The sequence below is a fragment of the Curtobacterium sp. NPDC089991 genome (assembly GCF_044748425.1).
Taxonomy (GTDB): domain Bacteria; phylum Actinomycetota; class Actinomycetes; order Actinomycetales; family Microbacteriaceae; genus Curtobacterium.
In genome coordinates, this window is sequence record NZ_JBIVGB010000008.1 from 14,437 (window position 1) to 39,861 (window position 25,425).

23 protein-coding genes and 1 tRNA gene are annotated in these 25,425 nt (G+C 69.1%); 9 read left to right on the forward strand and 15 right to left on the reverse strand.

Annotation, left to right across the window (positions count from 1 at the left end; genetic code table 11):
• Positions 1-19: 19 nt before the first annotated feature.
• The 4 genes from ACIPV1_RS18165 to infC all read right to left on the reverse strand — a co-directional run bounded on the left by ACIPV1_RS18165 (position 20) and on the right by infC (position 2,310).
• The gene (locus ACIPV1_RS18165; RefSeq protein ID WP_402726973.1) at positions 20-883 is read right to left on the reverse strand and encodes a TrmH family RNA methyltransferase; all 864 of its coding nucleotides are present in this window, start codon (positions 881-883) and stop codon (positions 20-22) included.
• Between the two features lie 65 nt (positions 884-948).
• Positions 949-1,332: a 50S ribosomal protein L20 gene (gene rplT / locus ACIPV1_RS18170; protein WP_111086285.1), complete on the reverse strand. Its 384-nt coding sequence runs from the start codon at positions 1,330-1,332 to the stop codon at positions 949-951.
• A gap of 27 nt (positions 1,333-1,359) precedes the next feature.
• A complete protein-coding gene (rpmI, locus tag ACIPV1_RS18175; protein WP_111086286.1) occupies positions 1,360-1,554 on the reverse strand; it encodes a 50S ribosomal protein L35 in 195 nt (64 codons plus the stop codon).
• Between the two features lie 60 nt (positions 1,555-1,614).
• Positions 1,615-2,310: a translation initiation factor IF-3 gene (gene infC / locus ACIPV1_RS18180; protein WP_123293372.1), complete on the reverse strand. Its 696-nt coding sequence runs from the start codon at positions 2,308-2,310 to the stop codon at positions 1,615-1,617.
• A gap of 288 nt (positions 2,311-2,598) precedes the next feature.
• On the opposite strand from infC, the gene ACIPV1_RS18185 reads away from it, so the two are divergent.
• Positions 2,599-2,955 carry a DUF1844 domain-containing protein gene (locus ACIPV1_RS18185; protein ID WP_173170823.1) on the forward strand — a complete coding sequence of 119 codons (357 nt, stop codon included), beginning with the start codon at positions 2,599-2,601 and terminating at the stop codon, positions 2,953-2,955.
• Positions 2,956-3,064: 109 nt separating this feature from the next.
• On the opposite strand, the gene ACIPV1_RS18190 is transcribed toward ACIPV1_RS18185, so the two are convergent.
• A complete protein-coding gene (locus ACIPV1_RS18190; RefSeq protein ID WP_402726974.1) occupies positions 3,065-4,405 on the reverse strand; it encodes a phosphotransferase in 1,341 nt (446 codons plus the stop codon).
• A 141-nt stretch (positions 4,406-4,546) separates the two neighbouring features.
• Here ACIPV1_RS18190 and ACIPV1_RS18195 point away from each other — a divergent pair, with 141 nt between their 5' ends.
• From ACIPV1_RS18195 to ACIPV1_RS18210, 4 genes are all read left to right on the forward strand, one after another.
• A complete protein-coding gene (locus tag ACIPV1_RS18195; protein ID WP_402726975.1) occupies positions 4,547-6,007 on the forward strand; it encodes a CHAD domain-containing protein in 1,461 nt (486 codons plus the stop codon).
• A 49-nt stretch (positions 6,008-6,056) separates the two neighbouring features.
• Complete coding sequence (locus ACIPV1_RS18200; RefSeq protein WP_131877385.1) at positions 6,057-6,512, forward strand: MaoC/PaaZ C-terminal domain-containing protein; 456 nt, start codon at positions 6,057-6,059, stop codon at positions 6,510-6,512.
• Between the two features lie 87 nt (positions 6,513-6,599).
• A complete protein-coding gene (locus ACIPV1_RS18205) occupies positions 6,600-8,462 on the forward strand; it encodes a glycoside hydrolase family 2 protein (protein ID WP_402726976.1) in 1,863 nt (620 codons plus the stop codon).
• A 151-nt stretch (positions 8,463-8,613) separates the two neighbouring features.
• Positions 8,614-9,843, forward strand: coding sequence for a hypothetical protein (locus tag ACIPV1_RS18210; RefSeq protein WP_402726977.1), 1,230 nt, complete (start codon positions 8,614-8,616; stop codon positions 9,841-9,843).
• Positions 9,844-9,904: 61 nt separating this feature from the next.
• Here ACIPV1_RS18210 and ACIPV1_RS18215 read toward each other — a convergent pair whose 3' ends face one another.
• Positions 9,905-10,954, reverse strand: coding sequence for an amidase domain-containing protein (locus ACIPV1_RS18215; RefSeq protein WP_402726978.1), 1,050 nt, complete (start codon positions 10,952-10,954; stop codon positions 9,905-9,907).
• 110 nt (positions 10,955-11,064) lie between these two features.
• Between ACIPV1_RS18215 and ACIPV1_RS18220 the strand changes: the two genes are divergently transcribed.
• Entirely contained in the window at positions 11,065-11,448 is a 384-nt protein-coding gene (locus tag ACIPV1_RS18220) for a hypothetical protein (protein ID WP_402726979.1), read from the forward strand.
• A 25-nt stretch (positions 11,449-11,473) separates the two neighbouring features.
• Here the strand turns inward: ACIPV1_RS18220 and ACIPV1_RS18225 are convergent, their stop codons facing one another.
• The 7 genes from ACIPV1_RS18225 to galU all read right to left on the reverse strand — a co-directional run bounded on the left by ACIPV1_RS18225 (position 11,474) and on the right by galU (position 18,848).
• The gene (locus ACIPV1_RS18225; protein ID WP_402726980.1) at positions 11,474-14,116 is read right to left on the reverse strand and encodes a P-loop ATPase, Sll1717 family; all 2,643 of its coding nucleotides are present in this window, start codon (positions 14,114-14,116) and stop codon (positions 11,474-11,476) included.
• Entirely contained in the window at positions 14,113-14,544 is a 432-nt protein-coding gene (locus tag ACIPV1_RS18230) for a hypothetical protein (protein WP_402726981.1), read from the reverse strand. Before ACIPV1_RS18230 ends, ACIPV1_RS18225 begins: the two co-directional genes overlap by 4 nt.
• A 302-nt stretch (positions 14,545-14,846) precedes the next feature.
• Positions 14,847-15,389, reverse strand: a complete 543-nt coding sequence (locus tag ACIPV1_RS18235) for a hypothetical protein (protein ID WP_402726982.1) — start codon at positions 15,387-15,389, stop codon at positions 14,847-14,849.
• A 481-nt stretch (positions 15,390-15,870) separates the two neighbouring features.
• Positions 15,871-15,946 (reverse strand) — tRNA-Ala (locus tag ACIPV1_RS18240).
• 73 nt (positions 15,947-16,019) lie between these two features.
• Entirely contained in the window at positions 16,020-17,111 is a 1,092-nt protein-coding gene (locus ACIPV1_RS18245; protein WP_402726983.1) for a hypothetical protein, read from the reverse strand.
• A 99-nt stretch (positions 17,112-17,210) separates the two neighbouring features.
• Positions 17,211-17,870, reverse strand: coding sequence for a GNAT family N-acetyltransferase (locus ACIPV1_RS18250; protein WP_111086296.1), 660 nt, complete (start codon positions 17,868-17,870; stop codon positions 17,211-17,213).
• A gap of 87 nt (positions 17,871-17,957) precedes the next feature.
• A complete protein-coding gene (galU, locus tag ACIPV1_RS18255) occupies positions 17,958-18,848 on the reverse strand; it encodes a UTP--glucose-1-phosphate uridylyltransferase GalU (RefSeq protein ID WP_111086297.1) in 891 nt (296 codons plus the stop codon).
• 115 nt (positions 18,849-18,963) lie between these two features.
• On the opposite strand from galU, the gene ACIPV1_RS18260 reads away from it, so the two are divergent.
• The 3 genes from ACIPV1_RS18260 (at position 18,964) to mscL (ending at position 20,406) form a co-directional block, all read left to right on the forward strand.
• Positions 18,964-19,548 carry a 5-formyltetrahydrofolate cyclo-ligase gene (locus ACIPV1_RS18260; RefSeq protein ID WP_123293363.1) on the forward strand — a complete coding sequence of 195 codons (585 nt, stop codon included), beginning with the start codon at positions 18,964-18,966 and terminating at the stop codon, positions 19,546-19,548.
• Between the two features lies 1 nt (position 19,549).
• On the forward strand, positions 19,550-19,834 hold the full coding sequence (locus ACIPV1_RS18265) for an FmdB family zinc ribbon protein (protein WP_123293362.1): 285 nt from the start codon (positions 19,550-19,552) through the stop codon (positions 19,832-19,834).
• 71 nt (positions 19,835-19,905) lie between these two features.
• Positions 19,906-20,406, forward strand: a complete 501-nt coding sequence (gene mscL / locus ACIPV1_RS18270; protein ID WP_402726984.1) for a large conductance mechanosensitive channel protein MscL — start codon at positions 19,906-19,908, stop codon at positions 20,404-20,406.
• A gap of 141 nt (positions 20,407-20,547) precedes the next feature.
• Here the strand turns inward: mscL and ACIPV1_RS18275 are convergent, their stop codons facing one another.
• Positions 20,548-21,132 (reverse strand): CDP-alcohol phosphatidyltransferase family protein, encoded by a 585-nt coding sequence (locus ACIPV1_RS18275; RefSeq protein WP_123936808.1) that lies wholly within the window; start codon positions 21,130-21,132, stop codon positions 20,548-20,550.
• A gap of 314 nt (positions 21,133-21,446) precedes the next feature.
• Complete coding sequence (locus ACIPV1_RS18280; RefSeq protein ID WP_131846099.1) at positions 21,447-25,319, reverse strand: ATP-binding protein; 3,873 nt, start codon at positions 25,317-25,319, stop codon at positions 21,447-21,449.
• Between the last annotated feature and the right edge of the window lie 106 nt (positions 25,320-25,425).

The following is a 25,425-nucleotide window of genomic DNA, read 5'->3' on the forward strand; positions in this document are numbered from 1 at the left end:
GCAGGCCTGTGGAGGAACGTCAGCTCCGGAGTGCGAACGCCGACTCGTACAGGCAGACCGAGGCCGCCGTCGCCAGGTTCATCGACTCCGCCTGACCGTAGATCGGCACCTTCACCGCACGGTCGACGAGCGCGAGGTCCTCGGTGGTGAGCCCGCGAGCCTCGTTGCCGAACACCCACGCGGTCGGACCGTCGAGCATGCCATCGGCCCGGACCACCGGCAGGTCGTCGCCCGAGACGTCGGCCGCGAGCACGGTGTACCCGAGTGCCTTCGCCCGCGCGATCGTGTCGGCCAGGGTCACGCCGACCGACACCGGCACGTGGAACAGCGAGCCCGTGGTCGACCGGACGACCTTCGGGTTGTACGGGTCCACCGACCGCCCGGTGAGGACCACCGCGTCGGCGCCGGCGGAGTCGGCGGCGCGGATGATCGTGCCGGCGTTCCCCGGGTCCCGTACCTCTTCGAGGATGGCGACCAGCCCCGGCAACGCGGCCGGCTCGTCGGCGTCCCCACGGGCCTCCAGGTCGACGGCAGCAGCAGCGTCACCGACGCGACGGTCCGGGAAGACGTCCTTGACCGACGTCGGGAACTGCTGGCAGACGGCGACGACGCCCTGCGGCGTCACGGTGTCCGCCATCGCGTCGAGGACCTGCTCCGTCACGAACCAGGTGTCGACCGGAGCGTCGTCGAGCCCGTAGCGGGCTGCGGCAGTCGGCGTCACGTAGAGCTCGCGCAAGAGCTCCGGGGCGTACTCGAGTGCTTCACGCACCGCCTGCGGCCCCTCCAGCAGGAAGAGGCCCGTTTCGGCACGGACGTCCTTCTTCGACAGGGCCGCGACGGCCTTCACGCGTCCGGCACGGGGGTTCTCGAGGAGTTCGCTCACGACCCAAGTCTAGGAACGACGAAACCCCCGCCGTGCGGCGGGGGTTTCGCGAGCAGAAGAACTGACTACGCAGCCTTCGGGGCCGAGGTGTCGGCCGGGAGGGCCTTCTTCGCGGTCTCGACGAGCGCGGTGAAGGTCTCGGGGTTGTTCACCGCGAGGTCGGCGAGGATGCGACGGTCGACCTCGACACCGGCCAGACCCAGACCCTGGATCAGACGGTTGTAGGTCAGGCCGTTCGCACGGGACGCAGCGTTGATGCGCTGGATCCACAGGCGACGGAACTCGCCCTTCTTCGCGTGACGGTCGCGGTACGCGTAGACCAGGGAGTGGGTGACCTGCTCCTTGGCCTTGCGGTACAGACGCGAACGCTGGCCGCGGTAACCCTCGGCGCGCTCGAGGATGACGCGGCGCTTCTTGGCGGCGTTGACCGCTCTCTTTACTCGTGCCATTGCACTATTCCTTTACGATCCGGGGGCTCAGTGGCCGAGGAGCTTCTTGACGTTCTTCGCGTCTGCCTTGGAGAGGACCTGGTCCTCGTTCAGGCGGGCCTTGCGCTTGGAGCTCTTGACCTCGAGGTTGTGACGCATACCGGCCTGCTGCTTCATGACCTTGCCGGTACCGGTGATCTTGAAGCGCTTCTTCGACCCGGAGTGGGTCTTCTGCTTGGGCATGGTGGTGCCTTTCCGTGGGATGGATGGGAGCCGCGTCGTTGCGGGGTCGGTCTGGGTGACCTACTCGGCGGGAGCGTCGCTCTTGGCCGGTGCCGTGTCCTGCGCGGGAGCCTCGGCCGGGGCCTCGGTCTCGGTCTCGGCGTCCGAGTGGTCCTTCGCAGCGTGCTCGGTGGCACGACGCTCGGCCTTCTGTGCAGCGCGCTTCGCGTTCTGCTCGCCCTTGACGTCGGACTTGTTCTTCAGGGGGGCGATGATCATCGTCATGTTGCGGCCGTCCTGGGTGGGACGGGACTCGACGACGCCGAACTCGGCGATCTCCTCCGCGAACTTGTGGAGGAGACGGACACCCTGCTCCGGACGCGACTGCTCGCGGCCACGGAAGAGGATCATCGCCTTCACCTTGTCGCCACCGAGGAGGAACCCCTCGGCGCGCTTGCGCTTCGTCTCGTAGTCGTGCACGTCGATCTTCAGGCGGAAACGGACCTCTTTCAGGTCCGTGTTCACCTGGTTGCGACGGGCTTCCTTGGCCTTCTGAGCGGCTTCGTACTTGAACTTGCCGTAGTCCATGATCTTGGCCACGGGCGGCTTCGAGTTCGGCGCGACCTCGACCAGATCCAGTTCGGCTTCCTGCGCGAGGCGCAGTGCCATGGCGATCGGGACAACGCCGACCTGCTCACCCTGCGGGCCGACGAGTCGGACTTCGGGAACGCGGATTCGGTCGTTGGTACGGGGATCGGTGATGCGGAGCTCCTTCAATCAGGTGGTGGTCGCCCGGGACGTTTGCCCTGGACGACAGCACGAGAGAGGAGATCTGACGCACGGATCGGAACCCGTTCGGCAGCCGCCCTGCGTCGGATCCGTGGACCCGACCGACGCGTGCACCCAGTTGCTGTGCACTCGCGGAGCGGTGGTGACCCGGTAGCCTGGTGGAACGCGGCCGCGGGTGGGAGAGACTCCTCTTTCGTGACACCGTCCGAGCGCTTCAGGAGAACCTGATGGCACACGGACAGCATCTGCCGCGAGTGAGTCTAGCAGAGGAGCACCGTGACCGACACCCCGATCGACGACGACGGCAGCGGCATCGACGCCGCCAGGGACATCTCGGAGGTGCCGGCCGTCGAACTCATCAACACCGTGGCCGTGCACCTGCTCAGTGCCGCCGCCGTGAAGGTCGGCCTGGCCGACGACCCCCAGGAGCAGACCGACCTGGACGAGGCGCGCAAGCTCATCACCGCACTGGCCGGACTGGTCACCGCCGCGGCGACCGAGATCGGCGACCACCACGCCCGTCCGCTGCGCGACGGGCTGCGCTCGGTGCAGCTCGCGTTCCGCGAGGCATCGGCGATCCCGGACGCACCGGGCGCCGGACCGGGCGAGAAGTACACCGGCCCCGTCAACTGACGGCTGGCGGCTGGCGACTGACGCGCGACGGGCACTGTCCGTCACGGCGTACGACGGGAGGCCCGTGGCGGGATCGCCACGGGCCTCCCGTCCGCCTTCGGGTGCGCGGTCAGGACCCGCTGCGGCCGACCAGGCGCGTGACGGCCGCGAGCGGGATGCCGACCCAGTCGGGTCGGTTCCGGGTCTCGTAGACGACCTCGTAGACGGCCTTGTCGAGCTCGAACGCATCCAGGAGCTCCCGGTGCGCGCCGAGGTCGGTGCCGGTCCCCCGCTGGTACCCGTCGAGGAACCGCACGCGTGCCTCGTCCGCCCAGCCCGCTGCGTCGACCGGTTCCGCGTCGTGCGCCAGGGCTCCGGCGACGTAGTCGAACGACCGGAGCATGCCGGCCACGTCACGGAGCGTGACGTCCGGCAACGAGCGTTCGGCCAGGGGGCGGAGCGGCTCCCCCTCGAAGTCGAGGAAGACCCACCCGCGCGGCTCGGGGGCAGCGAGCACCTGCCCGAGGTGCAGGTCGCCGTGGATGCGCTGCAGGTCCGGCCAGGGCGTCGCCGTCGCTGCCGCGTACACCGCTCGGATCGCGTCTGCGTGCTCGGCGACGGCCGGGGCCTCACGCGCGGCGGTGTCGAGCCGCTCGTGCATCGTCGCGACGGCGGTCCGTCGTCGCGCCTCGTCGGCGGGCTCGGACGGCAGCGCCTCGGCGAGGGTGCGGTGGACTTCGGCGAGCGCCGCCCCGAGCTGCTCGGCCCGATCGCCGAAGGGCGTGCCGGCGTGCGCTTCCTCGAGGGCCACACGCCAGGCGTCCTCGAGGCCCGGCAGGAACTCCTGCGCGAACGCGAGGTGACCGGTCGCCGTGCCGCTGCCCTGCCCGACGTCGGGCCAGCTACCCCGCAGTGCGCCGTAGACCTGGGGGACGCGTGCGCTGCCGGCTGCAGACAATGCGAGCTGCGTCGTGACGTCGGGGTTGTCGCCGTGGTGCAGGACGCGGAACACCTTGATGATGACGCGGGCACCGGACTCGGTGTCGCAGATGACCGAGGTGTTGGACTGCTCGCCGGTCAGGACGCGGGCAGCCGTGACGGTGCCGATGGGGCGGAGGCTCTGCGGGTCCGCGTCGATGCGTGCGGCGAGCGCCGTGATCCACGCGTGGTCGGCGGTGGCGTCGGCGATGGTGCCGTCGGGGCCGCTGGTCACGGGTGACTGGTAGAGGACCGGAGCCGCGGGTGCTGCGGGGGCTTCGTCGAGGACGAGCCGGGTGCCGTCGGCGGTGGAGAGGGTGCGGAGGCGCGGCACGGACCCCTTCGACGCGTACCACCGGCGGTCGGCGATCCAGGACTCGAGGTCGTGGTCGCTCGGGGCGGTGGCGCTCGGGGGTGCGGTGTCGCGGGTGTCGGGTGCGGTGTCGCGGGTGTCGGGTGCGGTGTCGCGGGGGTGGCGGGCTCCGTCGCTCATGCAGCGGACCGTACGCGCCGAGTGCTGGCGAGGTGCCGAGTCCGTCACTCATCCCTGCACAGCTCGCGGTTCTGGGCCGTCCGTCCACAGAACGCGCCTGCGCTCGGACCGCACGGGTGCTGGCGGACGACACTTGCGGACATGCCGAGCCAGCACCCCGCCCCCGACACCGCCCACACCGATCCCCGCCGGAGCTGGCGGATCCCCGACGACCGCCGGTTGCCGGCACTCGAGCCTCTCGCATCCGCCGTCGAACGGCACGAGCCCGTGTCGCTCCGCGAGACCGTGTGGGACTCCGACGAGCGCGTGCTCGCGGCCGAAGGGGTGACGCTCACCCGCGCCCAGGACGGTTCCTGGAGCCTCGACCACGGCGACGGCCCGGTACCGGTGGGCGCGGACCTCGATCGACCGGACGGCGAGCAGCCCCCGCGTGACGGGGTCGAGGTGTTCCTGCGCGGGCGGGCGGTGGCGACGGTCCGCCTCCGGGACACCACGACGACGCTCGTGACCCTGCGCGGGAAGGACGGTCGGGTCCGAGCCGAGATCGCCGACGTCCGGGTGGACGAAGGCGACCCGGACACCTCCGTGCTGCGGTCCGCACGGTGGTGGGCGCTGTCGGACGACGGGCGGGACGGCACCACGGCACGGGCCGCGGAGCGAGCACTGGACGACGCGGCCACCGAGCCGCCGTCGACCTCGGCGGTCGTGGTCCCGCCCGCCCCCGTGCTCGCCCCGGAGCGGCGCGGCAACCGGGCGAAGCGACCACGTTCGGGCACCGCTGCGGCGTTCGTGCTGCGGGTCCTCGAGTCACTCCGCGCCGACCTCGTCGCGGTCGACCCCCGAGTCCGCGCCGACGACCACGAGTCGGTGCACGACTTCCGGAAGATGGTCCGTCGGCTGCGGAGCGTGCTCGCGGCGTACCGCGGAGCCCTCGACCGCGAGGCGACCGAGGCACTGCGGGCCGCCCTCGCCGAAGCCGGACGTGTCGCCGGGGTCGCCCGCGATGCCGAGGTCCTGCACGGCGGGCTGTTCCGGTCGGCGGCTCGGACCCCCGAGGGCTTCGTCGACGCGCCGACACTGGACCGGATCGGCGAGCAGGCGGCGGCACTCCACAGCGCGGCCGCAGCGGAACTCCGCCAGGCCCTGCGCTCGGACGACTGGTTCCGCACCCTCGACGCGCTCGACCAGCTGCTGCTCCGCGCCCCGGCCGGACCGCACGCCGACGACGCCGCCGCCGCCTTCGTGGCGCAGCGCATCGACCGCGAGCGCGCTCGGGTCCGACGACTGGTCGACGGTGGCGCGGCGGGTCTCGACGTCCTGCACGAGATCCGGAAGGCGGCACGGCGCCTGCGGTACGCGCTGGAAGCAGCCGGTGACGTCGCCGACCTCGGGAAGCGGCGGCTCAGCCGGCTGCGGCGGGTGCAGGAGACGCTCGGTGACGCCCTCGACGCGGCACACGCGGCAGATGCCTACCGGCGGCTCTCCGGGCCCGCGGCCCGGGACGGCGCCGACACCTTCGGGTACGGGGCGCTGGCGACGGCCGAGCACGCCGTGCTCGAGCGGGGGCTGCGACGTTCGCGGAAGGTGCTCGCCCGACTGTGAGCGCGGCCGGGCGTGAGGCTCGTCGCGCTCCTCTGCGAGAATCGCGGACGTGCCCCACTACCTCGAGGACCTCGCCGCCGGACAGACCTTCACGACCCCGGGTCGCACGATCACCGAGGCGGACGTCGTGTCCTTCGCCTCGTGGACGAACGACAACAACCAGGTGCACACCGACGTCGAGTTCGCCGGCAAGACCCGGTACGGCCAGCGGGTCGTGCACGGGCTGCTCGGCACCTCGCTCTGCCTGGGGCTGATCGCACGGACCGGGGTGTTCGAGGGGTCGGCCGTGGCACTGCTCGGGATCGACCAGTGGCGGTTCACCGCGCCGGTGTTCATCGGGGACACCGTGACCTGCGAGGTCGAGATCCTGTCGACGCGCCTGACGAGCTCCGGCACGACCGGCATCGTCGAGCGGACGGTCTCACTGCGGAACCAGCGCGGCGACGTCGTGCAGCAGGGACGCATGGACGTGATGGTCCTGACGCGCGGCGCCGCGATCGCCTGACGTCGCCCCGAGCACCCGCCGGGTTCTCCGGACGGCAATCGTTGCGACGCCCTTTACAACGATGTACCGGCGCGGGAGCATGGACCCATGAGCACGCTCGACGGCACCGTGGCCGCACCTGACACCGCATCCGCTCCCGCACTCCCCCTCGCCTCGCGGCAGGACGGCACCTACCCCCGGCCGCAGATGCTCCGCACCGCGTGGGCTGACCTCGACGGCACGTGGTCCTTCCGGAACGACGGCGACGACACCGCCTGGCGCACCGGGTTCCCCGACGCCCGCGACATCGTCGTGCCGTTCCCGCCCGAGTCGGTCGCCTCGGGCATCGACGAGCCCGGCTTCCACCCGGTGGTCTGGTACTCCCGTGCGATCACCCGCGCCGATCTCGAGGCCGCCGGTCTCGGCACCGCCGCACCCCGACTCGTCCTGCACTTCGGCGCCGTCGACTACCGCGCCCGCGTCTGGATCGACGGCCAGTTCGTCGGCGAGCACGAGGGCGGCCACACGCCGTTCTCCTTCGACGTGACCGACGCCCTCGCCACCGACCCCGACGCTGTCCACACCCTGGTCGTCCGCGCCGAGGACGACCCGCACGACCTGACCCAGCCCCGCGGCAAGCAGGACTGGCACGAGGACCCGCACGCCATCTGGTACCGCCGCACCACGGGCATCTGGCAGACCGTGTGGCTCGAAGCCGTGCCGACCGCCTCGATCGAGTACCTGCGTTGGACGAACGTCGACCACGCCACCGTCCGCCTGACGGTCCGGATCGCTGGCGGCCGCACCGGCGGCGAGCGCCTGCGCGTCGTCGCCCGGTGGGACGAGCGTGACGAGCACCTCGCCACCGTCGAGGCCACGCTCGGTGACACCTCGGACGAGTTCGACGTGGTCGTGCCGATCGCGCGCCAGACGAACGGGCAGGCCGAGGACGAACTGCACTGGACCCCGGACGCCCCGCGCCTGGTCGACGCCACGGTCTCGCTCCTCCCCCGTACCGGCACGACGCCGATCGACTCCGTCGCGTCCTACTTCGGGCTCCGCACCGTCGGCGTCGACGGCGGCACCTTCCTGCTGAACGGCCACAGCTACGACGTCCGCAGTGTCCTGAACCAGGGCTACTGGCCGGACTCGCACATCGCCGCGCCGTCGCGCGAAGCACTGCGCCGCGAGGTCGAGCTCATCAAGGAGCTCGGCTTCAACGCGGCCCGCAACCACCAGAAGATCGAGGACCCCCGGTTCCTGTACTGGGCGGACCGACTCGGCATCCTGGTCTGGGGCGAGGCCCCCGGTGCCTACGCCTTCTCACCGCGTGCCGTCCAGCGCCTGATGCGTGAGTGGATGGACGCCGTCGAGCGTGATGCATCGCACCCGTCGATCGTCACGTGGGTGCCGGCGAACGAGAGCTGGGGCGTGCAGCACATCAGCACGGATCCGGCGCAGCAGGCCTACGCCCGGTCCCTGGCCGACGTCACGCGGGCGATCGACCCGACGCGTCCGGTGATCTCGAACGACGGGTGGGAGCACACCAACTCCGACATCGTCACGATCCACGACTACGAGGGTGCCGGCGACGCACTCGCCCGCACCTACGCCGACGACGCAGCACGCACGGCGCTGTTCACCCACTTCGGCCCGTCAGACCGCTGGGTGCTTGTGGGTGGCGCGCAGGACCTCGGCCAGCCGGTGATGCTCACCGAGTTCGGTGGCGTGAACTACCAGCCGGGTGCACAGCGCGAGGACGGCTGGGGCTACACCTCGGCCACCGACGGCGACGACTGGGTCACCCGCATCACGGCACTGTACGACGCGATCCGGGCGAGCTCGTTCCTGGCCGGCTCCTGCTACACGCAGCTGACCGACACCATGCAGGAGACGAACGGCCTGCTCAACGCCGACCGCTCCCCGAAGGTCCCGATCGAGCAGATCCGTCGCGCGGTCACCGGTCGCTAGCCGGGAGGCCCGCACTTCGTGAGCAGGAATGGTCGGGTCCGGTAGACGGACCCGACCATTGCTGCTCACCATGAGGGCAGATCGGCGCGCAGCCCGACGCACGGCCGCCCGCTGGCGCGGGCCCGAGCCCTGGTCTGCGAGGATCGGGCGGGTGACGAGCGTGGCGGAGACGAGCCGGGCCTCCCGGTCGGGGGTGCGCAGCCTGCTGACCGGACCCCGCAGCGCGTGGACCGCGCCCCTGCTCATCTGGGCCGCCTCGCGCCTGGTGAGCACGCTGCTGCTCGCCACGATGTACGTGCTGGCGACCGCGAACGGCTGGACGTTCGCGTCGTACCGGCAGGACCCGTCGTTCTTCACGTTCTCCGGATCGTGGGACGCCTCGTTCTACCGGACCATCGCGGAGCACGGGTACCCGGCCACGCTCCCCCTCGACGATGCGGGCCACGTCGCGCCGAACGCCTGGGCGTTCCTGCCGGTGTTCCCGGCCATCGTGCGGGCCGTCATGACCCTGACGGGGGCCTCGTTCTGGGTCGCGGGAGTGCTCGTCGCGACTATCGCCGGCGCCGGGGCCTGCGTCCTGCTGTACCGGCTCGTGCTCGCGGTGGGCTGCTCGCACCGGGCCCGCTGGGCCACCGCACTGTTCGCGTTCGCGCCGACCGGGTTCCTGCTGCAGGTCGCCTACGCCGAGAGCCTGCTGCTCGTGCTGCTGTTCGGAGCGCTGCTGGCGCTGGTCCGACGGCGGTACTGGCTGATCGCGCCGCTCGGGGTGGTCGCGGCGTTCACGAAACCCGGGGTCCTCGCGTTGGCCGTGGCGCTGGCCGTGCACCTGGTCGTCCGGTGGGTCGGGTCCCGCCGGTCTGCTCGACCTGCCGAGGTGTTCCCGTGGCGTGACCGCATCGCGATCGTGGTCTCCGGCCTCGTCGTCGCGGCGGCGGGTCTGGCCTGGCCGGTGATCGCCTCGGCGGTGACCGGGCGGCCGAACGCCTACCTGGACACCGAACTGTCGTGGTGGGTGGGGTTCGTCGGGCGACAGCACTTCGCCCCGTTGACGCCGTGGTTCACGATGGCATCGACGTGGCTCGGACCGCTTGGCATCGTGCTCGTCGTCGCGGTGCTCGTCGGCGCGGTGTGGTTCTTCTCGCGCAGGAGCACCCGGGCCCTCGGGCCGGACGTGCTCGCGTTCACGGCGTCGTACGGGCTGTACCTGGTCGCGGTGTTCCTGCCGCAGCAGTCGTTGCCGCGGCTGCTCATGCCGATGGCGCCGTTGCTCGGGTCGGACGTGTTCGTGCGGACGCGGCGGCGAGCGGTGACGTGGCTCGTGGTCGGGGTGTGCCTGCAGCCGGTCGCGATCGTGCTGCTCTGGTTCCTCGGGTACCCCTGAGCTGTTCGGGGTGTTCCTGAGCTGCTCGCGGTGCTCCTGAGCGCGGCGCGCGCCCGTCGGGCTACGCGTCGAAGGTGTGGAACCAGGCGCTTCCGCCCGGGTGCTGCACCGTGATCATCTCGTCGAGGTCGCGGTACGGGCCGTCCTGGTTGTGGCTCGCCGACTTGATGCGGATGGTGCCGTCCGACTCGGTGAAGACCTCGGACACGATGGTGGTGTGGTCCGGCGATCCGTTCGCGTTCCAGTCGTAGAAGACGATGTCGCCGACCTTGACCTTGTCGCGCTCGTCCGAGGAGCGCCGGGTGAGCCCGAACTCCGCAGCGTTCGTCTCGAGCCACGGGTCCATCGTCGGGCAGTACGTCCACGTGGCGCTGTGCTCGGCACCGGCTGCGCGGTTGTACCAGTCGGAGCGCTGCTCCCAGCCGCGGGCGATGAGCGTCTGGCTGACGTAGTTCGCGCAGTCGCCGCCGATCGGGTTCATGGTGCCGTACTCGGACAGGTTGTAGTCCTTCCAGTGCGCCATCGCGTACTGGAGCTGCCGGTCGACGTCGGTCAACGCGGCGTAGGCCATCGACGACGTCGCCACCGCGGTGGACGCATCGGGCACCGGCGCTGCCGTGGGGGTCGGCGTCGCAGTGGCCGAGTCCTGCGTCGCGCCGGTCTGCCCGTCGTTCGCGGCGCTGCCGTTGCCGTCGGACGACTGGTTGGCGGACGGGGTCGGCTCGATCGACTCGGTGAAGAGCGCGACGGCGGCGTCACCGGCGGTGTACATCGCCTGGTGTGGAGCCGTGAAGGTGACCTTCGACTCGGTGGCCGTGACGTCGCGGGCAGCGACCCCGCCGACGGTGACGCCCTTGACCGCGGCGAGACCGGTGCCCGCGACGGTGACCGTGACGCCGCCGACGAGCGGGACCTGCGCAGGGGTCAGGGACTTCGCGGCGGGCTTCGGGGTGGTCGTGCTCGTGCCGGCCTCGGCGTTGTCGTCCTTGCCGCTGCTGCTGTTCTTCTTGCCGGCATCGTCACTGCCGGACGAGCACGCGGCGACCGCGAGCCCGATCCCGGCGACACCGGCGAGGGACAGGAGTGCGCGGCGGTTCATCGAGGCAGTCATGACACAGCCAGCGTAAGCGACACACCTGACGTTCCGGCACGGCATGATCGTCGTCGGGGGGCGAGCGTCCTCCGTGTCCGCACGGACGCCTTCGAGAGGATCAGCAGACAATGCCCGAGAGTCACGACTTCTTCGTCGCCACCGACCCCGAGACCGCTCGCGGCCAGGTCCGCTCGGCACTCGCCAACGAGGGCTACACGGTGGAGGACGCCGAGCAGGGCGCGCTCCGAGCCACCCGCGGCAGCCTGGGCCTCACGCTGCTCATCGGCGGTCTCGCGAACGACCGCACCTTCCACACTCGGCTCGACGTGCAGATCATGGTCACCGCGGACGGCCGCACCGTCGCTCGACTGCTGCGCGGCTCCGGCAAGTCCGCGATCAAGGGCGGGGCGATCGGGATCTCGCGTGGCAACCGCGCGTTCGAGCAGGCCGCGAACGCGATCCACACGTCCTTCGTGCAGTCCGGCATGCTGATCGAGAGCATCGCCGGCTGAACTCTGAACCGTTAATACATCGTGGTTACTGCTGCCCCTGACGGTTCATACCCAAGGGTCGTCGGTAGATATCCGGCACCCTGTAACGCCCGTCGGTAAACCGAGAAACAAGCCCGACCTCCCGCGCTAGCTCCACCTCCCCGGACAGCTCCTCATCAAACGGTGTACGACCAATTTCCCGAAGCTCCTGCAGTATCTCCTCGAGCTCAGGAAACTCCTCCTCGAGAGCATCAAGGGCGCCCTCACTGACGGAATCGAGCGCCTCAGTCAGCGCCCTCGGGCGAATTAAGGCACGCGAGTAAGGGGCCCCTTGCTCGAGCGTCCGCTCCTTCTCTACTGCGTGTTCGAATAGCCCGATCAAGTGACGAGGAGCGTGGTCTTCGTTCACATCCGCCAAGCGCGCCCAAACCCAATTCTGAGTGAAGGCCGTCTTGCCGCCAGACATCCGTTCACCTACGAGAACTCGCCAGACAGCCAATACGATGTCGTCGGGCCAATATTCAATGTCCGTATTGAAATTGAATGCCCTCTCCGGAGCAAGCCCTGCATCATCTTGCACGAGCGCCGCTTCGACATACGTGCGAAATTCCCCGGACCGCCAGACCTGCCGAATTACGAGCCTTAGGTAGTCGTACTGATCATTCCAGGCGAGGACCGATGCCTCCGACCGAAGGTGCGTTCGGTTTGGGATATCCACCGAGCGGAAGATGTCTTCACGCAAGAACACCTTGAAGTGAAGTCGCTTGAAAGCTCGCGCCTCACCATTCAGAAGCAGTAGCAAACCGGTCACGGCACGATTACGGAGGCCCCTATCCGTATTAAACCCGGTATCTAAACCGTCGAAAAGGGCGTAAATGGGGGCGTCGAGGGATTCATCAACCTCTCCGAGCCAGTCCGCAATAACTACGTCGGCATCCGGGATAGCCAACAGGCTACGCACGTCGGCGAGCAGCGCCTGTCCGCGGTACGTCGAGCTCAGTTGCTCCGCTTTGAGCTCCGGGAGGCTGCCGGGCCGTGAGATGTGTCCGTCACGGAGCAAAGCGAGCAGAATAAGCGCGCGCCAGGCCACATCCCACGGCAATCCATGCTCAATGAGGATTTTGTCGAGGTTTGTATACTGAGCCGCGCTGATTCCCAGAGGACCCGGATCCTCCCCAGCCGGCATAGTGACCGCAACGCTCTTGATTCGCTCGTTGAAGTGGATCTGCCGGAAAAGAAGAGTCTTTCCGGTCCCCTTACGGCCGATGACGAGGCGAGTGTCAGAACGAAGCGCCTTAGCAACTGCCTCCGTACTCACAAAAATGTCGCGAATATCCTCCGCGCTTTGCCCATCCGCCGTCTGTCCAGTGAATCCGAGCGATTCGAGGACCTCCAGCTTTGACGGAATAATCTCATTGCTTGCTTCACCAGGACCGGCCACCTCGGCTGTTTCGACGAAGCCAGCGATCCACTGCGCGATCGGTTCATATGCCCCGTGCAGCGAAGCACCGCGCGCGGTGTCGCTAGAAGCGATCTCTTCGTTGTAACCAACTACATGGATGATCTCTTCCAAGTCATCGAACGGCTTATTGCCCTCATTGTCGCGAGCGGGTGCCAACCACTCACTAATCCAATTCAGGGCGCGCTGTTGCGCGCGTGCAAAGTTTTCCTCACTCGGAGCAACCGGTGAGACGACGAATCGAGGCTCAGGTGTTAGACGCACCCCATCAGCCGTTGCACGCGACGATCGGGCAGAAAGCAGGGCGCGCGTAAGAAGCGATGTCCCGACTCGCGCCTGCGGATGAGGCAGGAACGCAATGATTGCCAAGTCCGCGATATCGAAGAGAAGCGGGGCCGCGATCGGACTAAGTCCAGTGCGGGAGTCGACGAGAATTACATCAGGACGAACGGCAACGTCCAACTCTCGTATCGCGTCGACAAGCACGCGTAGTGGGTTGAAGTCTTCCCGATACCAGGCCTCGGGGTCGATCAACCCGAGGTCGCGGGCGTAGGAGGGCGATATTGTACCTGCGTGAAGAACCTCAAGTCGACTATTCGCGTCAGCTGTGGGAACGCGAATGAACGAGTCAGTAAAACCGGTCGGCACTTCACCATTGATATCGATAGAGCCGAGAATGTCGACGACTCCAGGGCGCTCGACCGCTTCGGCTTCGACTCCGAAGAGCGCAGCAAGACCCGGGGCCTCAAGGTCCATATCCACACAAAGAACGGCTAGCCCTTGCGCCGCGAGGTTGTAGGCCGCATGGGCTAAAGCAGTCGAGCGACCAACCCCGCCGCGTAGAGAATAGAAAGTCGCCACGATTGGTGGAGTCAGCTGTTCCTGCCTCGAAGAGGGGAGATGCACCTGCAGCGTCGGACTCGCGCTACCCTCGGCCAGGGTGTCAGCCCAGAGCGGCAGGTCCTCGCTATCTCGTTCGATTCGGACGTCGTCTGGACCGTCAACTTCCTCAGGCGAAAGTAGAGCGAGTGCTGCTATCTCTTCATCGTCTACGATGTCAAGCACGGCTTCGCGACGTGCTGACTTGTCCATCAGACGAAATCGTGAAGACACGATCCGCAATCGAAGGCCGCGGAAGTCATCGGGGATGACCGTTACCTCGTCGTGCACATCGTCGAAGAACGCCTCAAGTGACTGCACCAAGGTGTCAAGATCGTCTTGCTCGATCATCGACGGCTCCTATCTTCTCGTATGCGTGTGCGCCGGAGCTTTCGATCGACCATCCGCTGTACCCGCTTGTCCACAGTGTGCATCAGGCGCTGCATCCGTTTAATTTCGTCGAGGTCAAATCCGCTTGGAAGCTCACTCTGATACCGAAGGGATACATCGCGGATTTCTGCTGTCCTTCGAAGCTCAGTCGACAGACTGGTTCTCGGAACTCCCCCCAGTTCGAGCAGCTCGATGAGATTATGGGATTGCTTCATTTTACTCTGATACCGAGGTAGCTGAGCTAGAAGCGCTTTCGCGTAGCACTCGACGGCAAAGCCGTAGAAATAAAGCGCAGCAAGTGTCCGACCATCGCCGTGCAGACTAGATGCATCGATTTTCCGAGCCTCGGCCACACCTCGCCATTCGTGCGGCGTGCTTGGATCCTGCACCTGCCCCTCCTAACAGTATCTGTTGGACCAACTCTAGCCGGGAAGCCGCCCCTCGTCACGGTGCCGGGCTCGCGCGACTTGCCGCCACGCCAGCATGCCGTGGTTACGCTCACTTCTGGATTCATCTCCCAGGCAATTGTCTCGCTGCGTCCACGGTCCGCGAAGATCGGCCCGGGTAGGGCGATTCTGGCACAAGAGGCGGGGAAGGGAAGCAGCATGGCTCTCGACAACCGGCAGCCCGAACAGCGTCCACTTTGGGTAACGGATCTTGGCGAACATGCCCCTTGATCAGGTCAGCGCGATCAGGTGCAGGAGACGTTGCGGTCGATGGTGCCGGAGCCGTAGGGCACCTCGACCTGGACCATGGCGATCCGTCCGCCGGGCAGCGGTGTGCCGGAGCAGGCTTTGCGCGCCTTGGTGACGGTGCTGCGACCGAGAGCGATCCAGTTCGATCGTCCGTAGAGCGGGCTGTTCGACTTGACCGGACCTGCGATGGTCTTCCACTGCGAGACCGTCGAGTACAGGCCGATCGTGCGGACCCCACCGGCCTTGAGGCCAGTGATCATGCCCTGCATCGCAGCGCGGTTCTGCGCAGTGTTCGACTGGTAGGACAGCCCAGTCTCGACGTCCAGCCACCATCGGTAGGCGGCCGGGCGCCCGGCACCACGGATGGTGACGTCGTCGTACGCCCTCGCGTACCCGTACATGTACGAGCACGCCAGGGTGAGCTGCTTCTTTCCGCCCTTGGTCGCGCACTTTCCGAACGGGTTCGACGGCGTCTTGCCGCGGTAGGCGTTCGACGTCGGCCAGACCTTCGCCTTGAGTCCCGGGTTGGCGAACAACACGTACAGCTGTGTCTTGGGCTGAGTCGATCCGCCTACGGACTGTGCAGCCCAGCGAAGCTGTTCGGCGAGGCACGGGTTCGTTGAGTCACCGAGGGAGCCGTTCACCCCGACGATGGCGAAAGCTTGACCCGTCGGCACCTGAGCGCCGCACTGCGGCCAGGAGATGTCGACGCCCAGCGGCGTGACAGCGGCAGAAGCCCCCGAAGCCGGCCCTGCCACTGCGAGGCCCGCAGCCACGACGACGGCGGCCGAGATGGTCGCGACAAGACGACTGAGACGGTTCATGTTCTCCCCCTGACTGGACCTGCGCGTGGGCGGGCCGCGCCCCGTCGGCGCACCGGGAGTCTAGAACGATGCGCTCAGCAACACACCACCCCTGTTCGCGAACTGTGCACGACGACACAGTCACGCGACCCTGTGGAACACACCGAACGCAGAACGGCCCGGAACCTGTCGGTTCCGGGCCGTTTCGGCATTGCCTTGGTGGAGCTAAGGGGATTCGAACCCCTGACCTTCTCATTGCGAACGAGACGCGCTACCAACTGCGCCATAGCCCCAAGTGCTCGACCACACTAGCACCACCGTTCGGCCGATCCGAAATCGTGGACAGCCGGTCGGGCGAGCCGCGACTCAGACCGCGCGGCGCCGACGCATGATCGCGTCGAGGTCGGCCTGCTGGTACGCGTCGTCGTCCAGGACTCCCATGCCGGCCCACTTGCTCGGCGGACCCGGCGGCGTGGTCGGCTCGTCAGGGATCTCTGCGACGAGCTCGGGCACGGCGGGAGCACGCAGCCCCAGCCGCTCGGCGAGACGCCCCTGGTCGTGGGCGGACAGCGACGCGGCAGCGTCCTCGAGCTCGGGCCGCATGCGTGACACCCGGGCGAGCGACGGGTCGGCCTCGCCCACACGGATGGCAGCGGCTTCGGCGTCCGCCTCGGCCTTGGCCTCGGCGACGCGCTCCTTGAGTCGCGCAGCGAGCTCGGCGGACGACTCCGGCGACGCAGCGGGCGCTGTCGGCCGCTCCACGTACAGCGGCTTCGGCACCCGGTTCGGGGTCCAGCTGCGGTCCTGCGCGGGTTCTGCGGACTGCTCGGTCGTCAGCGGCGGTGCCGGGTCCGTCCACGTGCTCGCAGGCCGGGAGGCACGGGTCGCGCCCGCCTCGGCCGCCGCGACACGGGTCTTCCGTGCCGTCGCCACCTGGTGCAGCTGGGCCAGGACGGCTGCGGACCCACCCGCGGCGAGGAGCCCCGCGACACCGACGAGCCACAGGGCGGGCGCTGCGACGAAGACGACGAGCGCGACGACGACGCCGAGCGTGCCGAACAGGGTGGCTCCGAGCCGGGAGCGTCGCATGCGCATCGCGGTCAGTGCGGGCACCGACGACGCACGCTCGAGGACGGGGGCCTGCTCGGCGAGCCGACGGGTGATCTCGCGCTGGCGTGCGGCCTCGTGGGCGCGGACGATGGCGGTGCGCTTGGCCTCTTCGGACCGAGCGACGCGCTGCGCCTCGGCCAGGGACTTCGCGTTCATCTCGACACGGACCTCGTCGGGCAGTTCAGCGGTCTGCGCCAGGATCCGCAGGGTCTGCTGCAGCCGGATCGCGTTGCGTTCGGTGGCCAGGTACTGGCGTCGGGCAGCCCACGACGGCATCAGGTAGACGAGCCAGAGGACGGCCGCGACGAGCAGGACGATGCCGCCACCCCACGAGCCGATTCCTGCCATGGGGACACGGTAGGGGCGGGGGTATCCCCGTCGCGTGATTGCGGAACGCGTGTTGCGCGTGTCGCGGCGGAATCCGTGGGACGTGCCACGGGCCTCCCGTCAGAGCCGCGGCGTGGTGGTGATCGGCAGCGCCGCTTCGTCACGGGCCGCGAGCGGCACGGCACCGAGGCCGGGTGGCACCTGCCCGCGGACCCAGCGCTCGAGGACGCCCTCGCGGACCTCTTCGGCGACGAGCGCGAAGCAGAAGTGGTCGCGCCAGTCGCCGTTGATGTGGATGTACCGGCGGCGCAGCCCTTCGTACCGGAACCCGAGCTTCTCGACGACGCGCAGGGACGGGGCGTTCTCGGGCCGGATGCAGATCTCGATGCGGTGCACCCCGACCGCGCGGAAGCAGTGGTCGACGGCGAGGGCGACCGAGATCGGGGTGACGTTGTGTCCGGCGGCGTCCTCGACGACCCAGTAGCCGATCGAGGCACTGGCCAGCGACCCGTAGGTGATGCCGGAGACGTTCAGCTGCCCGACGAACCGGCCGTCGAGCTCCATCGCGAACGGCAGTCCGAGTCCCGCGCGGGCGTTGGCCTGGAGCGCGCGGATGCTGCCGCGGACGTCGGTGGAGACGTGTCCTGAGGGGTTCGTGGCCTCCCAAGTGCGGAGCCACGAACGGTTCGACGCGAGCGCGAGGTCGAGGTCGCGCGTGTCACGGAGCCGGAGGGGCCGGATGGTGACCCGCCCGTGGGACAGGGTCGGGATCGTCGTCATCGCTTGGTTCCTCCGGGATCCCGCCGCTGTGCGGGACGGGGTGTCCCGCCCGGGTCCGTGTGCACGGTCCCGGGCGGGATGGCCGACTCATTCGCCCGCGTTGAACTCCTTCAGCCACGACTTGAGGTCGGGGCCGAGGTCTTCGCGGTCCGAGGCGAGCTGCACGATCGCCTTGATGTAGTCGAGTTTGTCACCGGTGTCGTACCGGCGTCCACGGAACACGACGCCGTACACGCCGCCGGTCCACTCCTCGGCGCTCGCCATCTTCATGAGCGCGTCGGTGAGCTGGATCTCGCCGCCCTTGCCGGGCTCCTGCTTCTCGAGGACGTCGAAGACCTCGGGGCGGATGACGTAGCGGCCGATGATGGCCAGGTTCGAGGGCGCCTCGCCCTGCGGGGGCTTCTCGACGAGCCCGGTGATCTTCACGACGTCGTCGGTGTCGGTCGGCTCGACCGTGGCGATGCCGTACAGGTGGGTCTGCGACTCGGGGACCTCGAGCAGCGCCACGATCGTGGCGTTCTTCTCGCCCTGGACCTCGATCATGCGCTTGAGCAGCGGGTCGCGGGCGTCGATGATGTCGTCGCCGAGGAGCACGGCGAACGGCTCGCGGCCGACGTGCATCTTCGCGCGGAGCACCGCGTGGCCGAGGCCAAGCGGGTCACCCTGGCGCACGTAGTGCATGTCGGCGAGGTCCGTCGACTGGTTGACCTTCTGCAGCTTCTCGTGGTCACCCTTCTTCTTCAGGGTCTCCTCGAGCTCCGACACGTGGTCGAAGTGGTTCTCGAGTGCGTTCTTGTTGCGGCCCGTGATCATCAGGACGTCGGTGAGTCCTGCGTCGACAGCCTCTTCCACCACGTACTGGATGGCTGGCTTGTCGACGACGGGGAGCATCTCCTTCGGCATCGCCTTGGTCGCGGGGAGGAAGCGAGTGCCCAGCCCTGCCGCTGGGATCACCGCCTTGGAAATCTGGAAGCCCATGCCCCAGACCGTATCCGATCCGGGTTTCCGGGGCATGTCATCGCTACTGGGGACACGGCATCAGCGCGTTTCCCGGCGGGAAGCCGCAACGGATGCGCTCGGTAGACTCCTGCGCATGATCGCTGATCTCGGGAACGAGAAGCGCGCCCTGCGAGCCGAACTCCGGCAGCGGCGGCGCACCCGGACCACGACGGAACGCGACGCGGACAGTGCGGCGCTCACCGCGACCCTGCAGCGCTTCGCCGAGGAGCGCCAGGTCACCTCGCTGGCGCTCTACCTGTCGGCGTCGGACGAGCCGAACGTCCGGCCGTTCCTGAACTGGGCGTTTGCGCACGACATCCGGGTGCTCCTGCCGGTCACGCGCGAGGACGGCCTGCTCGACTGGGCCGTCGGCGACGGTGAGAGCGAGACCGAGGGGATCTTCGGCATGCCGGAGGTGGTCGGCGAGGTCCTGTCGCCGATCGCCATCAACGACGTCGACGCGATCCTGGCCCCCGCGGCGGCGGTCGGACACGACGGCGTCCGGATGGGCTGGGGCCGCGGCTACTACGACAAGACCCTCGGGTCCATGGCGAAGCGTCCGCCCGTCTATGCTGTGATCTTCGACGCGGAGTACCTCGACGAGGTCCCTCGCGAACCCCACGACGAACCCGTCGACGGCATCATCACGCCGTCGCGCATCATCACGTTCCGGAGCTGACGTGCCCACTTACTCGTACCGTTGCACCGAGTGCGACAACGCGTTCGACATCAAGCAGTCGTTCTCCGACGCCACCCTGACCGAGTGCCCGGTGTGCGGCGGTGTCCTGCGCAAGGTGTTCTCCCCCGTCGGCGTGACGTTCAACGGCGGCGGCTTCTACCGCACCGACTCCCGCCCGGCGCCGAAGTCCGAGGGCTCGTCGAGCACGCCGGCCAAGTCGGAGACGAAATCCACCCCGGCCAAGACCGAGTCGAAGCCGAGCACGCCGAAGCCCAGCGCCTCCTGACCACGAGCGCTCCTCGCCGATAGGTTGATGGGGTCGCCGTCCGGCGACTGTCCTCGACCGGAAGGAGTCCCGTGAAGGGCTTCAAGGAGTTCCTGCTCCGCGGCAACGTCATCGACCTGGCCGTCGCAGTCGTCATCGGTGCTGCGTTCACCGCCATCGTCACCGCCATCGTCAGCGCCGTGATCAATCCGGCAATCGGCGCGGTCTTCAACGCGTCCAGCCTGGACAAGGCGCTGCCCGTCGTCATCCCGACCGTGTCCGGCGGGAACGCGACGATGTACTTCGGCGCGGTCATCGGCGCGGTCATCAACTTCGTCATCGTCGCCGCGGTCGTCTACTTCGCCCTCGTCGTACCCGTGAACCACCTGAAGAAGGTGGCGTTCGAGCGCGTCAAGAACGACGAGCAGCAGACCCCGCAGGACGTGCCCCCGACCGACGTCGAGGTGCTGCTCGAGATCCGTGACCTGCTCCGCTCCCAGAACGGTGTCTCGACGAGCACCGGGACCGGCGCCCACATCGCCCCGAGCACCGCTCCCGAGGGACCCGGCATCGGCGGCTCGACGAAGCTCTAGCAGGGTCGTCCCCGCCGAAAGCGCCGCGATCGCGCCCCTCCACGGCCATCGCGCCCCGACTCTTCGGGGCGCGATGCCCGTTCGGGGGCGCGATCGTGCGCTACCGGCCGCAGCCGGCGTCACGCTGCGGCAGGGGGCGCGTCAGGCGGCCGTGACCGCTCGCCGCTTGGCGAACATCGCCGTCGCGTACTGGATACCCGCCAGGACGTGGCCCACGGTGCCGAGGTAGACGAAGACCAGTGCGACGACCCGCACCCACGGCGCGTTCTCGTCGACGGCGTGCACGGCCGAGAACAGCAGCACCGGCAGCCCGACGAAGAGCAGTGCGGAGCGGATCTTGCCGGTCCACGTGACGTCGAGGTCCGGGTTGCCGTGGAACAGCACGCTGGAGAGCACCACGAGCACCAGGTCGACGAGCACGACGACGGCGACGACCCACCACGGCAGCAGGCCGGTCAGCACGAGCGACAGCACGATCGCGATGATGGCGAGTCGGTCGGCGACGGGGTCGATCGCCTTGCCGAGCTTCGAGCCCTGGTCGAACTTGCGCGCGATGAAGCCGTCCGCCCAGTCGCTCACGCCGATGACGACGAGTGCGACCAACGCCCAACCCGGGTGTCCGGCGACGACGAGCCACACGAAGACCGGGATCAGCAGCAGCCGGAACAGCGAGATCAGGTTCGGCCAGGTCTGCCAGTCGGGGCGCTCCCGCACGGTGTCAGTCATCGCAGGCCAGGCTACCTGCTACCAGTGGGGCGGGACGTCCGCCCGGAGACGGACATCGTTCTCGCCGGATCCGTGGCGCGCCGGCTCCGGCGCGGGGGTGGGGTCCGAGCCCGGCACCGGCTGGGTGGTGACGCGTCTGCGGCGCTGCACCGGGCCTCCCGACAGGTCGTCCGTCTCGCGTTCCGGAGACGCTGACCGGACGGGAGGCGCGGCTGACGACGCGTCGTCGGCTCGCGTCCACGTGCCCACCAGCTGGGCCGTCTCCGGCGTCACCGGACCGGCGGGCCGGGAGGCCCGCCGACTCGCCCGAGGAGTCATCGGCGGGCGGGGATCGGCGGGATCGAGATCTCCTGCGTGGCGCCACGGTCGACACCGAGCACGGCGGCGACGGTGTTCGCGACACGGTCCGGGTCGGAGAACAGCTGGAACGCGTGCACGCGGACGTAGTGCCATCCGAGTCGGCGCAGGACCTCCGGGCGGAGGCGGAGTGACTCGCGCAGCGACCCCTTGACCAGCGACGCGTCGGTCTCGATCGTGACGCAGACCCCGCCGTGCGCGGCCACCAGGCCGAGCTTGCCGCGGTGTCCGAGCGCGACCGGGATGCCGCGCATCTCGAGTCGGCGGGCCAGGTCGACGAGCAGCGGGTCGGAGTCGTCCGGCACGTACTCGGCGGTGGTGCGCGCACGCACCTCGGCCAGGATCTCGGCGAGGGCGACGGTGCCGTGGCCCATGCGCTCGGCCTCGATGTCGGACGGCTGGAAGCACGTCACGATCACCATCGAGCGGCGCGCACGGGTCATCGCGACCGCGAGCAGCCGCTCGCCGCCGGGCTTGCCGAGCGGACCGAAGTCCCGCAGGACGCGGCCGTGCGGGGTGCGGCCGTAGCCGATGGAGAACACGACGCGGTCGCGGCTCTGCGCGACCGACTGCTCGAGCGTCGCCACGATGAACGGCTCGGCGCGGTCGCCGATGACGAACTCGGTCAGGTCCTTGTGGCCCTGCGCCGCGGTCAGCACGGCCTGCTCGACGCGCACGGCGTGCTTCGCCGAGGCGGTGATGACCATGAGCGACTCGGACGGGCGGGTGCGGGCGTGGTCGATGACGAGGCGGACGACGCGGTCCACCTCGGCGTCGACGCTCTCGACGGCGCCGGACTCGGGGTCCGGCACGGCCTTGCCGTCGCTGACGTAGTCGAGCGCGATCGAGCCGTGCCCGAGGAACGAGCCGGCCCACGGCAGCGACTCGATCTTGCCGCCGTAGAAGCGACGGTTCACGAGTTCGGCCAGGTCCTCGCCGCCGGCGCGGTACGACCGCGAGAGCGACAGGGTCGGCAGCAGCGTGGAGAGCTTCGCCAGGGCGGAGTCGGCGTGGAAGGCGTCGAGGGTGCCCTCGTCGACTTGCAGCGCACGGTGCTCGGGGTCGACGGCGATGCGGAACGGCGACGGCGTCTGCGTGACCGGGTCACCGAAGACGACGGTCTGGCGCGCACGACGGACTGCTCCGACGGTCTCGGCGATCGTCACGGCGCCGGCGTCGACCAGGATCACGGTGTCGAACGGCATCGTGTCGGCGATCTGCGACACCTCGTACGGGCTCGCGAGCCACACGGGCGCGATCGACCGGGACAGGTGCGGTGCGGAGTCCTGGAGCAGCCGCGAGGTGATCGCACCCTCGCGCAGCTGGGTCTTCAGCGCTGTGGCCTCTTCCGGCCAGTCGACGAGTCCGACCTTCCAGTTCTCGGCGAGCTGCCATGCCAGGCCCTGGGAGACCCCGGCCGCGTGGGCGTCGTCGACGAGGCGGAAGTCGGCCTCGACCCGGTCGAGCATGTCGGTGTTGGCGCCGAGCAGGGCCCGGTCGGACTCGAGCATGGTCTCGAGCGCGGACTGCCACCAGGCCAGTTCGAGCTCGGCCGGTACCTGGAGGTCCGGCACGTGCCGGTTCGCCAGGTCGGTGATGAGCGGCTCGAGCTGCAGGTCGCGCAGGGTCTGCATGAGCTCGGTGCGCTCCTGCAGGTTGTGCAGGACGTCGGACTCGGCCGCGAGCTCGGCGATGGTGGGGACGAGCTGGTCGACCGGGGTGTTCGCGAGCTGACGATCGCGCTCGGTCCGGCCGAGCGGCTCGTCGAGGCGCGCGAGGTCCTCGGCGACGTTCGAGAACAGCACCTGCACGTCCGCGATGCCCGTGGGCACCTCGGGGTTCACGCCGGCGGCGACGTAGCGCTGCCAGAGCACGCGCTGCTGCTGCACCCGGGTCAGGGCCTCGTGCAGGTCGGAGACGTGCACGCCGGGGCGGACGTACTCGCGAGCGAGCTTCTTCAGGCGACGGCGGTTCGTCGACGACATCGGAGCGCCCTCGCCACGAGGGGCGGTGGCGGCGACGAGCTCGGACACCGAACGGTCGAAGACCACCGGCAGGAAGCGGTCGAGGGTGTCACGGATCTCGGTGAGCAGGCGCAGGTAGATGCCGAGCTCGTTGATCGTCGTGAACTGGCGCATGTGCGTCGAGCTCACCAGGTCGTGCGCCCGGCGGAGCAGCGTCGGCAGCCCGTCGGAGTCGAGGTCCTTCGCGATGCGGTGGGCGCGCTGGGCACCGTCGCTGGTGGAGAACTTCGCGCCGTACCAGGGCGAGTCGTCGGGGCCGTAGCGGAACTCACCGAGGTTGGCCGCGCTGACCATCGTCTCGGCGACGCGCGAGCGCCCCTCGACCATGGACGCCACGGACTGCTTCGACAGCCGCGCGGTCGTCGACGGCGGGACCGGCAGGAGCGACAGGCGCGAGAGCTCGACCAGGCAGTCGAGCACCGAGACGCCGAAGTCGGCGTCCTTGCGGGTCAGTGAACCGCGGTAGTCCTTCAGGACCTTGCGGAGCCGGACCAGGGCGTCGTCGACCTCGCGCAGGTTCGGACGGGCCGCCTTCTCGTTCCGGGCGATGGCACGGACGACGTCACGGCGCAGGGTCGACGGCGTGACCGCGACGCCGGGCAGCTGGACCTCGCCGAAGCGCGCCGCGATGCCCCGCAGGGTCGCACGGCGCGGGCTCACCACGAGGACGCGCTTGTTCGCGGCGACCAAGCCGCCCAGCGCGTTCACGATCGTCTGGGTGCCGCCGGTGCCGGGCAGGGTCTTGACGACGATGGAGTTGCCGGCCGCGATCTGCGCGATCACGTTCTCCTGCTCGTCGTCGGCGTCGAGCAGCAGCGTGTCGGTCTCCGGGCTGCGCTCGTCCGACGGGGTCTGCTCGACCGGGTGGTACGACTGCTCGACCTGCCACTTGGCGCTCGGGTTGCCGGCCAGGGCGTCGAGCACGGGGTGGGACAGGTCGCCGGTGTCCTCGACCAGACCGGTCGCGACCTCGGCGAACGTGGAGACCACGAGCCGGGCGTGCACGGAGAAGCCGGGGATGTGCGCGGTCAGGCCACGCAGGCGGTCGATGACGGGGTTCGGGGTGAACGAGCCGTCCTGCTGCGCGAGCGCCACGAAGGACTGCGCGTCGAGGATGACGCCGAACTGCTCGTGCAGGGCGTCGGCGAGACCCGGGTTGAGCACCGGTTCGCCGAGCAGCCGGACCTCGAAGTCGCGGCCGTGGCGGCGGATCGCCAGCGGGCGCAGGAGCACCGGGCCGCGGAACTGCTCGTCGCCGTGCTTCCAGTCGGCCATGCCGATGCCGAGCTTCACGGCGTCGATCCCGCGCACGGTGGCGAGCTCGGTGCCCTTCGCCTCGACCTGGCCGGCGGCGACGCGGGCGGCACGGAGCGCCACCTCGTCGCGGATCAGGCTGGACAGCAGGGTGGTCTTGCCGGTGATGAACTGGGCGAGGCCGCCCGGGTGCGTCGTCGACAGTTCGATGCGCGCGCGGGGGTGGTCGCTGAAGTGGGTGAGCGGGCTCGTGCCGCCGACGCCGGTGAGCTGGCCGCGCCAGCCGTCCCACGTCGGTTCGGCCGCGTTGCCCGCCTGCAGCCGGGGATCGCCGAGGCTGATCGCCTGCGGGCTGGTCAGCTGCAGTTCCGGGCGGAGCGTGCGGTCCGGTTCGTCGTCGGTCCGGTCCTCGTCCACGTCCTGCTGCTCGTCTCGGTCGTCTCGCTCGTCGCGGTGGTCGCGCTGACCGCGGTCGTCTCGCTCGTCATCCGGGCGCTCGTGGGCACCCTCGACGGGGACGTCGTCGTTCACGTCGTCCTCACCGTCGGTCACCCTGTCCGCTCGCCACACATCCGACACTGTAGGCGGGAACGAGCGCCCTCTCTGGCAATGAACCGAGGTTTCGGGGTTTCCGGTACACGGTGAAGCACTCCGGTCC